The organism is Nocardia sp. NPDC058518, assembly GCF_042719655.1.
Classification (GTDB): Bacteria; Actinomycetota; Actinomycetes; order Mycobacteriales; family Mycobacteriaceae; genus Nocardia.
Genome location: NZ_JBHXNJ010000006.1, coordinates 249,662 through 262,101 on the forward strand (window position 1 = coordinate 249,662; position 12,440 = coordinate 262,101).

Annotated in this window: 11 protein-coding genes; 7 read left to right on the top strand and 4 right to left on the bottom strand. The window is 68.3% G+C overall.

The features are described from left to right. Window positions 1-198: 198 nt before the first annotated feature. On the top strand, window positions 199-693 hold the full coding sequence (locus tag ACFWPX_RS13905) for a hypothetical protein (RefSeq protein ID WP_378919141.1): 495 nt from the start codon (window positions 199-201) through the stop codon (window positions 691-693). A gap of 3 nt (window positions 694-696) precedes the next feature. On the opposite strand, the gene pabB is transcribed toward ACFWPX_RS13905, so the two are convergent. Further along, on the bottom strand, window positions 697-2,757 hold the full coding sequence (gene pabB / locus ACFWPX_RS13910) for an aminodeoxychorismate synthase component I (protein WP_378927713.1): 2,061 nt from the start codon (window positions 2,755-2,757) through the stop codon (window positions 697-699). A gap of 70 nt (window positions 2,758-2,827) precedes the next feature. Here pabB and ACFWPX_RS13915 point away from each other — a divergent pair, with 70 nt between their 5' ends. The 3 genes from ACFWPX_RS13915 to ACFWPX_RS13925 all read left to right on the top strand — a co-directional run bounded on the left by ACFWPX_RS13915 (window position 2,828) and on the right by ACFWPX_RS13925 (window position 5,723). Next, entirely contained in the window at window positions 2,828-3,892 is a 1,065-nt protein-coding gene (locus tag ACFWPX_RS13915) for a phosphotransferase family protein (RefSeq protein WP_378927714.1), read from the top strand. 71 nt (window positions 3,893-3,963) lie between these two features. Continuing rightward, window positions 3,964-4,488: a DinB family protein gene (locus ACFWPX_RS13920; RefSeq protein WP_378927715.1), complete on the top strand. Its 525-nt coding sequence runs from the start codon at window positions 3,964-3,966 to the stop codon at window positions 4,486-4,488. 104 nt (window positions 4,489-4,592) lie between these two features. Further along, window positions 4,593-5,723, top strand: coding sequence for an NDMA-dependent alcohol dehydrogenase (locus tag ACFWPX_RS13925; protein ID WP_378927716.1), 1,131 nt, complete (start codon window positions 4,593-4,595; stop codon window positions 5,721-5,723). Here the strand turns inward: ACFWPX_RS13925 and ACFWPX_RS13930 are convergent, their stop codons facing one another. Together ACFWPX_RS13930 and aztA are read right to left on the bottom strand one after the other, a co-directional pair. Next, window positions 5,724-6,080: an iron chaperone gene (locus ACFWPX_RS13930; RefSeq protein WP_378927717.1), complete on the bottom strand. Its 357-nt coding sequence runs from the start codon at window positions 6,078-6,080 to the stop codon at window positions 5,724-5,726. A gap of 10 nt (window positions 6,081-6,090) precedes the next feature. After that, window positions 6,091-6,768, bottom strand: a complete 678-nt coding sequence (gene aztA / locus ACFWPX_RS13935) for a zinc ABC transporter ATP-binding protein AztA (protein ID WP_378927718.1) — start codon at window positions 6,766-6,768, stop codon at window positions 6,091-6,093. Between the two features lie 48 nt (window positions 6,769-6,816). Between aztA and aztB the strand changes: the two genes are divergently transcribed. The 3 genes from aztB to aztD all read left to right on the top strand — a co-directional run bounded on the left by aztB (window position 6,817) and on the right by aztD (window position 11,164). Next, on the top strand, window positions 6,817-8,934 hold the full coding sequence (gene aztB / locus ACFWPX_RS13940) for a zinc ABC transporter permease AztB (protein WP_378927719.1): 2,118 nt from the start codon (window positions 6,817-6,819) through the stop codon (window positions 8,932-8,934). 170 nt (window positions 8,935-9,104) lie between these two features. Then, window positions 9,105-9,977: a zinc ABC transporter substrate-binding protein AztC gene (aztC, locus tag ACFWPX_RS13945; RefSeq protein ID WP_378927823.1), complete on the top strand. Its 873-nt coding sequence runs from the start codon at window positions 9,105-9,107 to the stop codon at window positions 9,975-9,977. A 26-nt stretch (window positions 9,978-10,003) separates the two neighbouring features. Further along, window positions 10,004-11,164: a zinc metallochaperone AztD gene (aztD, locus tag ACFWPX_RS13950; RefSeq protein WP_378927720.1), complete on the top strand. Its 1,161-nt coding sequence runs from the start codon at window positions 10,004-10,006 to the stop codon at window positions 11,162-11,164. Window positions 11,165-11,243: 79 nt separating this feature from the next. On the opposite strand, the gene ACFWPX_RS13955 is transcribed toward aztD, so the two are convergent. Further along, window positions 11,244-12,440: a serine hydrolase domain-containing protein gene (locus ACFWPX_RS13955; RefSeq protein WP_378927721.1), complete on the bottom strand. Its 1,197-nt coding sequence runs from the start codon at window positions 12,438-12,440 to the stop codon at window positions 11,244-11,246.

Genomic DNA, 12,440 nt, shown 5'->3' on the forward strand with positions numbered 1-12,440 from the left:
GTGCCTCCCGCAGCGCTGCCCTACCCACGGGCGTCTCCCCGGCGCCCCGGCCGCGCCCCGGCCACTTCGTGGCCGCCCTCCCCAGGGGTCAGGGGTACGGGGCTGGGAGCGGGTCATGGCGGACCTCGGGCTGTGACACGAGGCGGTGCGGGGGTGCTCATCCCTGCGTCTGTGTCGTCCTTGCGGCACAGTGGTGTCATGACGAACCCGAGGAAACGGGGGCGCGCGCAGGAGGCTGCTCCGGCGGCGCAGGCGCGGAAGGTGCCGGGGGCGGATTTGTTGTCGGCGGCTCAGGCGGCGGTGGGGGCCGCGCAGACCGCGGCGGGGCAGGCCATCGATGCCGCTCAGCAGACGGCGGGGTATGCCTTCGACGCGGCGGTTCGGTTGCCGCCCGCTTCGGCGCAGTTGGCCGCGCAGTTGCCGGATCTGGTGGAGAACCTGTCGATCGCGGTCGATCGGCTCAACAGCACCATCGATCGGCTCGATCGGACCTTGGCGCTGGCTGATCCGGTGTTCGCCACCTACGACCGGTTGCTGCCGCGGCTCGAGGCGATGATCTCCCTGGGTGAGGACGTGTTCGGCGCGGTGGCGAAGCTGCCCGGTGTCGGGCTGCTCGGGCGGATCACCGGGCGTGGGGGCGAGGAACCCGCGCCGGAACCGGAGCCGGACAAGCGCGGCCGCCGCCGGCGGTGACACTCACGTTCCGGGCGTCAGTGCCCGGAACGTCGCTGCCGCCTTGAGCACCATCTCCGCGTACTCGTCCTCGGGATCGGAATCCAGGACGATCGCGCCGCCCGCGCCGATCCGCCACTCGTCGTCGTAGCGCACGGCCGTGCGGATGACGATATTGAGGTCGGCGGTGCCACCGAGGCCGAGGAAGCCGATGGTTCCCGAATAGATGCCGCGCGCTTCGGTTTCCAGTTCGTCGAGAATCTCCATGGTCCGCAGCTTCGGCGCGCCGGTCATCGAACCGCCGGGGAAGCAGGCGCGCAGACAGTCGATCACACCGGCGTCGGGGCGCAGGGTCCCGCGCACGGTCGACACCAATTGGTGCAGGGTGGAATAGGTTTCGGTGTCCATCAGCTTCGGGACGTGCACCGAGCCGACCTCACAGACGCGACCGAGGTCGTTGCGCAGCAGGTCGACGATCATCAGGTTCTCGGCACGGGTCTTCGGGTCGTCGGCCAGTGCGCGACGCAGGCTCTCGTCCTCGTCGGCGGTCCGTCCGCGCGGGGCGGTGCCTTTGATCGGCTTGCTCTCGACCACCCGGTCGCGGTCGATCTCGAGAAACCGTTCCGGCGACGAGCACGCCACATCCAGGCCGTCGAAGCGCAGGTAGGCGGCGTACGGTGCGGGATTGCAGCGGCGCAGTCGCCGGTAGACAGCGAGCCCGTCATCGGGCGCGGCGGCGACGGCCACCGCGTCGGTGAGACAGATCTCGTAGGACTCGCCCGCGTGCAGCCGGTCCTGACAGACCGCGATATCGGCCAGATAGCGGTCGCGGCCACGCACCAGATGCGCCTGCACGGCGTCGGGATCGGCGGGCACGGGCAGGTCGGCGGGATTGGCCCAGGTCGGGAGATCGTCGAGGGCATCGGAAGTCTCGCGCAGCCACTGCTCGGCGTCCTGCTCGGTAGCGGGTTCGCTCAGGGCGAGCAGGTGGGTTCGTCCTGCCTCGTGGTCGACGACGATCAGCCGGTCGGCGAAAATCCACTGGGCATCGGGAGTAGAGGAGCGGTGGGCGTTGCGGCCACCGCAGTCGGCCTTCACTTCGTAGCCGAGATAGCCGACGTAGCCGCCCGCGAAGTCGAAGGGCAGTGGCGGTATTTCGCAGTGCCGGGCCCGGAGTTCGCGGTCGAGATAGTCCAGGACCGTGCCGGCGACGGTCCGGCTGCCCTCGACGTCCGTCACGGTGACGGAGCCGTCGCCGACCCGGTAGCCCACGATTTCGGCATGCGGCCCGCGCGCGTCACCGAGAAAGGAGAACCGGTCCAGTCCTGGTTCGACGTGCTCGCTGTCGAGCCAGAACGCGATCGGAGCGTCGGCACAGCGACGCAGGAAGATCGCTTCCGTGTCGATCGCCCGCTCGATCACCCTGTGCTGCAAGCGAAATGAACGCTCGGGTGAAGCGGGCGCCACGACTGCGGGTCCGCGCACGACCACAGGCGCGCCGACTTGCGCGCGCGCTTTGGTGAGGTCGGCGAAGTTGCGCAGCAGCGCAGCACCGAATTCGCTCGACACCGACTCTGGATGGAACTGCACACCCCACTGCGGCCGCTCGCGATGACGCACCCCCATGATCACCCCGTCGCTGGTCGACGCGGTCACCTCGAGCCTCGCGGGCAGCGGGTCTTGGGCCGCGAGCGAGTGGTAGCGCACCACGGTGAAGCCCTGCGGCAGACCGGCGAACAGGTCCCGATCGTTGTGGGTCACCTGATCGAGAAAACCGTGCCTGGCCTGCGGCGCGCGCTCCACCGTCCCACCCGCGCCGAGCACGATCCCCTGATGGCCGAGGCACACACCGAGCAGCGGCAGTTCGGTGTGCGCGATCAGCGCCGTCGACACCCCCATGTCACGGGCGCGGTCCGGACGGCCCGGTCCGGGCGAGATCACCACATTGTCGAAGTGATCCAGGTTCAGGGAGCCCTCGGCCTCGTCGTTGCGCACGACGGTCGGCTCGCTCCCGTTGACCTCGCTGATCAGCTGATAGAGGTTGTAGGTGAACGAGTCGTAGTTGTCGATCAAGAGCGTGCGCATCGTGGCAGAGACATTACGCCGGGCGCGCGCGTACTCATTCCAGCGCAGTCCCCACCGATGGCGGGGCACAATGTGCGGCATGGCTGTTTCTCAACCTGTCGATGTTGACCCGGCGATCGCCGATTTCGCGGCGATCGGGCGGTGGATGGACGAACAGGGCTTGCCCGGCGCGGAATTCGACGCGGTCACCACGCTCGGTGGCGGCACGCAGAACGTGATGCTGCGCTTCACCCGGGGCGGGCGCGAGTACGTGCTGCGGCGCGGGCCCAAGCATCTGCGCGCCAAGAGCAACGAAGTGATCGGCCGGGAATCGCGACTGCTCGCCGCGATCGCCGCGACCGAGGTGCGTTCGCCGCGGGTGATCGCCGCCTGCGACGACGAGTCGGTGATCGGCGCGGTGTTCTACCTGATGGAACCCATCCGCGGCTTCAACCCGCAGACCGAACTGCCCGCCCTGCACGCCGGCGATCCCGAGATCCGACGCCAGATGGGCCTGTCCGCGGTCGAGGCCATCGCCAGGCTCGGCGCTCTCGACTACCAGGCGCTCGGCCTCGACGACTACGGCCGCCCCGCGGGTTTCCTCGAACGTCAGGTACCGCGCTGGCTGCGCGAGCTCGACTCCTACAACACCAACGCGGGCTACCCCGGCCCGCAGATCCCCGGTGTCGAGCGGATCGGTGACTGGCTCGAACGTCACCGGCCGACGGACTGGATGCCCGGCATCATGCACGGCGACTGCCACCTGGCGAACATGATGTTCGACTACGACGGTCCCGAGGTGGCGGCGATGGTCGACTGGGAGATGTCGACCATCGGCGACCCACTGCTCGACCTCGGCTGGCAGCTGGCGACCCGACCCGAACCCGGCACCGTCGGCGCGGGCCTGATGGGCACCCTCGGTACCGTCGGTGGCCTGCCGAGCGCGGCGGAGATGGTCGAGCACTACGGCAAGTTCTCCGACCGCGACCTGAGCGCGGTCACCTGGTACACCGTGCTGGCCTGCTTCAAGCTGGGCATCGTCCTCGAGGGCACCTACGCGCGGGCGTTCGCGGGCAAGGCACCCAAACCGGTCGGCGACTTCCTGCACGCGGTGACGCTGGAACTGTTCGAACAAGCGAACCAGCTCGCCGAATGATGCCCGGATCTCGGCGATAGTTGGCTGGATATTAATGGAGCACAAGAAGCGGACACCCTAGGCTGACTTCCATGATCGTCCCCGACACCAAGAACTGGACCTGGGTCCTCGAACGTGCCTGCGCCGAGTGTGGATTCGACGCCGAGAACACCGCGTACCCGGCCATCCCCGAGCGCGTCCTCGAAAGCGCCACCCGGCTCGGCTCGGCGCTCGAACGCGACGGCGCGCGGGTGCGTCCGGACGAGCGGACCTGGTCCGTTCTCGAATACGGCGCGCACGTGCGCGATGTGTGCCGGATCTTCGACACCAGGCTCGCGCTGATGCTGGCCGGTGACGGTGTCGAGGCGCCGCGGTTCGAGAACTGGGATCAGGACGCGACCGCGGTTGCCGACCGCTACGGCGAACAGGACCCCGCAGTCGTCGCACGGGAATTGACCGCAGCCGCTGATCGGGTGGCCGCCGCGTTCGCCTCGGTGCCGTCGGATCGGCTCGACCTGCGGGGTGCGCGCAGCGACGGATCGCTGTTCACGGTCACCTCGCTGGGGCGGTACTTCCTGCACGACCTCGTGCATCACGTCCATGACGTGCGCGGATAGAAAACAATCGAAATTTTTCTAGAACGTGTTTCAGAAATCGGGGATTTGTCGCTAGGGTGAGTGCAGTCACAACGAGGCACGAGCTTGGCGAGAGGTCTACCGGCATGAAGACGAAGGGCGCGATCCTGTGGGGCACCGATCAGCAATGGTCGGTCGAGGAGATCGAGGTCGGCGACCCCGTCGCCGGTGAAGTGCAGATCCGGATGGAAACGGCGGGCATGTGCCACTCCGACCATCACATCGTCACCGGCGCGACGCCGATGCCGTCCTACCCCGTGATGGGCGGGCACGAGGGCGCGGGTGTGATCACCAAGCTCGGCCCGAACACTCCGGCCGACCTGGCCGTGGGCGACCACGTCATCCTGTCGTTCATCCCCGCCTGCGGGCGCTGTCCCTCGTGCGTCGCGGGCAACATGGCGCTGTGCGACCTGGGTGCGGGACTGCTGATGGGCCAGGCGATTTCGGACGGCACCTACCGCATCCAGGCGCGTGGCGAGAACGTCATCCCGATGTGCCTGCTCGGCACGTTCGCCCCGTACATGACGGTGCACCACACCTCCGTGGTGAAGATCGACCCCACCATCCCGTTCGAGGTGGCCTGCCTCGTCGGCTGTGGTGTGCCGACCGGATTCGGTTCCGCGACCCACGTGGCGCAGGTGGAGCCGGGCGAGACCGTGGTGATCGCGGGCATCGGCGGCGTCGGTATGAGCGCGCTGCAGGGCGCTGTGCTCTCCGGTGCGTCGAAGGTCATCGCCATCGACCCGAATCCGTGGAAGCGGGAGCAGGCGCAGAAGTTCGGCGCCACCCACACCTACGAGAGCATGGCCGCCGCGATCATGCCGATGATCGAGGCCACCGAAGGGCGGATGGCCGAGAAGGTCATCCTCACCATGGGTGAGATGCACGGCGACTACGTCGAAGAGGGTCTGATCCTCACCGGCAAGGCGGGCACTCTCGTCGTCACCTCGATGGGCCGGATGGACGCGAGCGACGTCAAGATGAACAGCTTCCTGCTGTCGATGTTGCAGAAGACGGTGAAGGGCACCATCTTCGGTGGCGGCAACGCCCGCCAGGACGCGCCGCGACTGCTCTCGCTGTACAAGGCGGGCCAGCTCAATCTCGACGACATGGTCACCCGCAGCTACTCGCTCGAAGAGATCAACCAGGGCTACCAGGACATGCTGGACGGCAAGAACATTCGCGGGATCATCCGCTACACCGAAGCCGACTGGTAGTCAGCTCTTTCCTGCCCGCTCGGCGAGGCGGACCGCGACCCGGGCGATCAGGTCGTACGGAATCGGTTCGCCGAGCGGAAATTTCAAGGTGCCACGACCCGAGTTGTAGGGCTCGATGGCCTTGTCGAGCGCCTCGTCCCCGTCGGGGACGGGGTACACGCTCACGTGGGCCTTCCAGCCCGCGAAGAAGATGAACACCCGGCCGTCGATGGTGGCGGCCGGGATGGCGTAGCTGATCTTCTCGCCCGCATCGGGCACCGCGCGGTGGATCGTTTCACGGATCTGCTGCAGGACAGCACGTTCTGCCGACGGCTGGGCCGCCAGGTAGGCGTCGACGGAGTCGGGTTTCTCGGTCATGTTCTCGACCCTAGGCTCTGACCAGGACTTTCTCCGGATGACCCGCGGCCTTCAGCCGACCGTCTCGCAGGAGCAGGCAGTGGTCTGCCCTGCTCGCCTCGTCGAGGTCATGAGTGGCCTGCACGACGGTCACCCCGGCCGCGCTGATCTGCGCCAGGGCCCGGGAGATCTCGGCCTGCGAGGTCTCGTCCAAGCCCGCAGCCGGTTCGTCGAGCAGTAGTAGATCGGACTGCTGCGCCAAGGCCTGCGCGAGCAGGGTGCGCTGGCGTTGTCCGCCGGACAGGGTGTCGAGCCGCCGAGTCGCCAAGTCGGTGAGCTCCATTCTTTCCAGGCAGGTGCGCGCGATCTCGCGATCCGCACCGGTCATTCGCCGCCACGGTCCGCGGTGCGCCCAGCGTCCCATCGCGACCACTTCCCGCACGGTGATGGGCAGGGTCGGTGGAATCGCCGTGTGCTGCACCACGAAGGCGGGACGCCCGGTGGTGGCCCGATGCACCGTCCCCTGTTGCGCCGCCACGGTTCCGGCGAGGACGCCGAGCAGGGTCGATTTTCCCGAGCCGTTGGGTCCGACGATCGCGGTCACCTGCCCGCGCGGGATCGTGGCGGTCACCTCGCGGAGCACGGGTTTCCGGGCGTAACCGGCACTCAGGTGCTCGATCCGGATTGCTGCGTCATCTGTGTGCTGCATCTCACCTCAATTGAAACGATAATCATTTTCAGTATATCGTCTCGCGCTATGGAATGGCTGTTCGCCCCGTTCGAGGTGGCTTTCGTGCAACGCGCGCTGTGGGGTGGGCTGCTCGTGTCGTGCGTGTGCGCCCTCGCCGGAACCTGGGTGGTGGTGCGCGGCATGGCATTTCTCGGCGACGCGATGGCGCACGGGATGCTGCCCGGCGTCGCGGTCGCGGCGTTGCTCGGGGGGAACCTGATGATCGGCGCCGCGGTCAGTTGCGCCGCCATGGCTGCCGGGGTGTCGGTGCTGAGCCGTGGCAGGCGTTTCGCGCCGGATACCGCGATCGGGCTGTTGTTCGTCGGGATGCTCGCGGCCGGGGTGATCATCGTGTCGCGTTCGCAGTCGTTCGCGGTGGATCTGACCGGGTTCCTGTTCGGCGATGTGCTGGCCGTGCGTGCGGTCGACCTGTGGTATCTCGTTGCGGCCCTTGGCATCGCGCTGGTGGTGGCGGTGCTCGGCCATCGCGCGTTCGTGGCGCTCACCTTCGATCCGCGCAAGGCGCACACCCTCGGGCTGCATCCGAAGGTGGCGCACGCGGCGCTGGTGGGGTTGGTGACAGTGGCGATCGTGGCGTCGTTTCATGTGGTGGGGACGCTGCTGGTCTTCGGATTGCTGATCGCGCCGCCCGCCGCCGCGGTGTTCTGGTCGAACCGGGTGCCGGTGGTGATGGCGGTCGCGGCGCTGATCGGTGGGCTGTCCACCGTTGGGGGACTGGTCATTTCGTGGCATGCGGGGACCGCCGCCGGGGCGACCATCGCGGCGGTCGCTGTCGGCTCGTTCTTCCTGTCCGCGATCGTTTCCGCGCTGCGGGAGCGGGTCGGCAGGGTGGGCGTGGTCGCGCTTGCCGCTGTACCGCTGGTCGGCTGTGGGGCGGGGGAGCTGCCGGTTGTCGAGGAGGCGGCGCCGCACGGGTTCGTCGCCGGTGCGGAGGAGATGAGCGAGGCCCAGACGCGAGTGGTTGTCGCCGATATGGCCGGGGCGGTGCGGGTGATCGATCTGCTGACCGAGGAGGTCACGCCGATCGGCCCAGTGGGGCCGGAAAGTGATCGAGCGCAACCGGATCCGAGCGCGTCAGGACGTCCTTCGCCGTCGCCGAGCGGTGGCGACCAGCGGGTCCCGACCGCTGGCGTTGTTGCTGACGGGCGCTTCGCGTACCTGAGCGCGGGTGCGTCGGTACAGGTCGTGGACAGCGGGGCATGGACCGTCGACCACGGCGACCACCGGCACTACTACCGGGCGCCGATCCGGGAGGTCGGCGCGGTCGCCGTGGGCGATGGGGGTACAGCGACAAGGGAGCCGGGAGGTGGCGGGTCCGGCGCCGGAAGTGCGCTTGTCGGAGCGGGTGGTGCCGAGGTCGTCGGCGCGTACAGCGACGCCGCCGTCGCCTCGGTCGTGCTCGGCTCCGGTGCGACGATCTTGTTCGACCGTGGCGTGCTGGACGGCGGTGTCGCCGAGGCGCAACGCCGGGTCGACGGCATCGCGGTGCCGTATGCCGAGCGGATCGTCGTCGCCGACAACTCGGGTCGGGTCGAGGTGCGCGGGCGTGACGGTGCGGCGGGGCAGGTGCAGTCCGCCGCGTGTCCGCAGCCGAAGGGGCAGGCCGTGACCAGGCGCGGAGTTGTTTTCGGTTGTGCCGACGGAGCACTCGTGGTGGCGCAGCGGGACGGCGCTTTCGTCGCCGAGAAGATTCCCTACCCGGTGCAGGCATCCGAGCGCGCGAGCGCGTTCACCCACCGCCCCGGCAGCACCACCTTGACCGCGATCGCAGGCCGCGACGCAGTCTGGACGCTCGACATCAGGAAGAAGACCTGGACGCGAACGCCGATCGCCGATCCGGTCGCGGTGAACACCGCGGGCGAGGGATCGTCGCTGCTGGTTCTCACCCGTGATGGCGTGCTGCACGGGATCGACCCCGTAACCGGCACGGAGACAGCGCGTACCCCGCTGATCGCAGGACCTGTCGAAGGCCATCCGGTGATCTGCGTCGACCCGGAGCGCGCCTATATCAACGACTCTCGGGCGCGCATCGTCCACGAGATCGCCTACAACGACAACCTCCGCGTCGCGCGCACGTTCTCGCTGGACATCGCGCCCTCGCTGATGGTGGAGACAGGCCTGTGAAGCGCGCACACACATCTCACGTTCTGCCCTGGCGCCGACGGTGGGCGATTGCCATCTCGCCGATCCTGCTGCCGGTGACCCGCGACGACATTCGTCGAACCGCGAAGGGGAGCAGTGGGACGATCCGCCGGGCCGTCCAGCTGTTCATCGCGGTTGCCCTGCTCGTGCCGCTGGTGAGTGCGTGCAGTAGCGGGGCCGAGCGTTCCGGGATCGTGGTGACCACCAATATTCTCGGCGATCTGACCCGGGCCGTCGTCGGTGACACGGTGCCGGTGACGGTGTTGATGCAGGCGGGGGCCGATCCACATTCGTTCGCTATCTCCGCTCGTCAGGCGGCCGGGATCGAGCGCGCCGCGCTGGTGGTGCACAACGGGCTCGGGCTGGAAGAAGGCGTGGCGCGGCATGTGGAGTCCTCGGCAACGGCCGGGGTGCCCACTCTGGCTGTCGCCGAGCGGGTGAATCCGATCGCGTACACCTCCGATGAGTCGGCGGGACAACCCGATCCGCACTTCTGGACCGATCCGCGTCGGGTGCGTATGGCCGTCGAGGCGATCAGCGCCGAGGTGCTCGCCCGGGTCGACGGCATCGATGCCGGTGCGGTGCGGGCGAATACGCAGCGCTACCTCGGCGAACTCGACGAGCTGGACCGGTGGATGACCGAGCGGTTCGCCGCCGTCCCGCCCGAGCGCAGGCAGTTGGTCACCGACCATCACGTCTTCGGTTATCTCGCACAGCGATTCGGCTTCCGGGTGATCGGCGCGGTGATCCCCAGCGGCACCACCCTCGCCTCGCCGAGTGCCTCCGATCTCGACGACCTCGCGACCGCGATCAGGACCGCCGGGGTGAGCGCGATCTTCGCCGATTCGTCACAGCCCGACCGGCTTTCGCGCGTTCTCGCCGAACACACCGGATTGCAGGTGCAGGTGATCGCCCTGCACACCGAGTCACTCACCCCGCCCGGTGGCGGTGCGGGCACCTATCTGGAGATGGCCCGCGTCAATACCGAGGCCATCGCCCGTGGCCTGTCCGGGCCGACAACGTAATTCACGCACAAGAGATGGAGCATTACATGAACAGGTCACGGACCACCACGATGGTGGCCATGTCCGGGGTCCTCGCCTCGGTGGTGGCGCTGAGCGGTTGTGGCACAGACGATTCCGGCCACGGCCATCAGCACACGCCGGGTGCCGAACCGATCGCCCTCACCTACGACGGCGGGATCTACGTCCTCGACGGCGCGTCACTGGCCCAGCGGGCCGATGTGAAGATCGACGGCTACAACCGGCTCAATCCGGTCGGGGACGACGACCATCTGATGGTGTCGACCAAGGACGGCTTCCGCCTCTTCGACGCCTACGATGCCGCGTTCACCGGAACCCAGTTCCCCGCCGTCAAACCGGGCCACGTGGTCCGGCACGCGGGCAAGACGGTGCTGTTCGCCGACGGGTCCGGTGAGGTCACCATTCTCGATACCGCGCAGATCGACAGCGGTAAGCCGACGGAGGTGTACAAGGCAGCCGCGCCGCACCACGGCGTCGCGATCGAGTTGAGCAACGGGAATCTGGTGCTCACCCTCGGCACCGCGGACAAGCGGGTCGGCGTCGTCGCGCTGGACAAGGGACGCAAGGAGCTCACCCGCAACGAGGACTGCCCCGGTGTGCACGGCGAAGCTGCCGCTCAGGGGGAGGCGGTGGTGATCGGCTGCCAGACCGGCGCCGTCGTCTACCGCGACGGCAAGATCACCAAGGTCACCAGCCCGACGCCGTACGGCCGGATCGGCAATATGTCGGGCAGCGAGGCGTCACCGATCGTGCTCGGCGACTTCAAGCAGGACAAGGACGCCGAACTGGAACGCCCGCAGCAGATTTCGCTGGTGAACACCACCGACGCGACACTGCGCCTGGTCGACATCGGCACCAGCTACACCTTCCGCTCGCTGGCCCGTGGCCCGCAGGGCGAGGCGCTGGTGCTCGGCACCGACGGCAAGATCCACGTGATCGATCCCGTCGCGGGCCAGGTGGTTCGCACCATCCCGGTGATCGGCAACTGGCAGGAACCGCTCGACTGGCAAGCTGCCCGCCCGGCCCTGTTCGTCCGCGACGGCATCGCCTACGTGAGCGACCCCGCGTCCAAGCAGGTGCACCGCGTCGACCTGGCCGCCGGAAACGTCACCGCCACCACCACACTGGCGGGCACGCCGAACGAGCTCACCGGCGTCACCGCGCACTGATCGAGGTCACCACGCTCTCATTTCTCCCGAAACACTTCGCCGAGAGCGTGGTGATCTTCGGCGGCGCCGGGAGACCTGGTCAGGCGGCGCACCGCACGACGACCTCGCGCAGGTTGCGGCTGCGCACATCGTCGAGAATCGCCATGCCGAGGCGGTTCATGCTGTAACCGAAGCCCAATCCGGTTGCCGGGTCGGCGAATCCGAACGAGCCACCCAAACCGGTGGTGCCATAGGCGCGTTTGTCCGAGCCGAAGCGGAAAGTGCCGCGCGATTTGCGGAAACCGAGGTGGTAGCGGCTCTTGGTGTGCAGGACCAGGTCATCGGCGGGCACATCGTCGGCAGTGTCGGCGGCGGCGAGCAGGTCGAGAACATCGTCGCTGATCGGCAGCGCGCCGGTGCGGCCCGCCGCGGCGCCGTAGACCTTCGCCAGCGCGCGGGCATTGCCGACACCGTTCATGCCGGGCCATTCGATTTCGAGGAACTCCCGCCGCGCGGCACGTGCGGGGGCACCCGGGCGCGGATTGGTCAGTGCCGCATAGGAATATCCGCGCTTGGCGTAGACCTCACCGCCGATGCGCAGCGGCAGATCGCGGCGCTCGTAGCGCCAGATGTCCAAGCCCTTGGTCGCCGAGAGCTGGGCGACCCGTTCCATCGGTTCGGTCTCTGGCAGTCCGATGAACAGCTCGGCGCCGACCGGGCCTGCGATCTCCTCGGCGAAGAACCGCCCGAGGCTACGGCCCGCCGGATCCACCCGCCGCAGCAATTCGCTCTGATACAGCCCCAGCGTCAGCGCGTGATAACCGTGCCGGGTGCCGGGCGCCCATGCCGGTTTCTGCGCGGCGAGCAGCTCGCCGAGGGCGTCGCGATCGATCAGTTCCCGCAGTCTCACGATCCGGTCCAGCCCGGACAGCCCGGCCTGATGATCGATCAGCTGACGCACGGTGATCCGCTCCTTGCCGTGCGCGCCGAACTCCGGCCAGTACTTCGCCACCGGCGCCTCGTAGTCGAGCAGCCCCCGCGACACCGCCGTCGCGATGGTGAACGCCGACATCCCCTTCGACGAGGAGAACACCGGCACGATCGTGTCGCGCTCCCACGCCACCTCGCGTTTGCGGTCTCGATGGCCCGCCCACAGGTCGACCAAAGGCTCGTCGCCGGAGTAGACGGCGACGGCGGCACCGATCTCGCCGTGATCGGTGAAGTTGCGGCGGAAGGCGTCGGCGACGGGGCCGAAACCGGCCGCCACGTCGCCGTGGATAGATGGTGCGGGACTCAT

Excerpts from the sequence above, each read along its gene's own strand:
- ACFWPX_RS13905 (WP_378919141.1), top strand. The coding sequence starts at position 199 with ATGACGAACCCGAGGAAACGGGGGCGCGCGCAGGAGGCTGCTCCGGCG.
- pabB (WP_378927713.1), bottom strand. The coding sequence starts at position 2,757 with ATGCGCACGCTCTTGATCGACAACTACGACTCGTTCACCTACAACCTC.
- ACFWPX_RS13915 (WP_378927714.1), top strand. The coding sequence starts at position 2,828 with ATGTGCGGCATGGCTGTTTCTCAACCTGTCGATGTTGACCCGGCGATC.
- ACFWPX_RS13920 (WP_378927715.1), top strand. The coding sequence starts at position 3,964 with ATGATCGTCCCCGACACCAAGAACTGGACCTGGGTCCTCGAACGTGCC.
- ACFWPX_RS13925 (WP_378927716.1), top strand. The coding sequence starts at position 4,593 with ATGAAGACGAAGGGCGCGATCCTGTGGGGCACCGATCAGCAATGGTCG.
- ACFWPX_RS13930 (WP_378927717.1), bottom strand. The coding sequence starts at position 6,080 with ATGACCGAGAAACCCGACTCCGTCGACGCCTACCTGGCGGCCCAGCCG.
- aztA (WP_378927718.1), bottom strand. The coding sequence starts at position 6,768 with ATGCAGCACACAGATGACGCAGCAATCCGGATCGAGCACCTGAGTGCC.
- aztB (WP_378927719.1), top strand. The coding sequence starts at position 6,817 with ATGGAATGGCTGTTCGCCCCGTTCGAGGTGGCTTTCGTGCAACGCGCG.
- aztD (WP_378927720.1), top strand. The coding sequence starts at position 10,004 with ATGAACAGGTCACGGACCACCACGATGGTGGCCATGTCCGGGGTCCTC.
- ACFWPX_RS13955 (WP_378927721.1), bottom strand. The coding sequence starts at position 12,440 with ATGAGTCCCGCACCATCTATCCACGGCGACGTGGCGGCCGGTTTCGGC.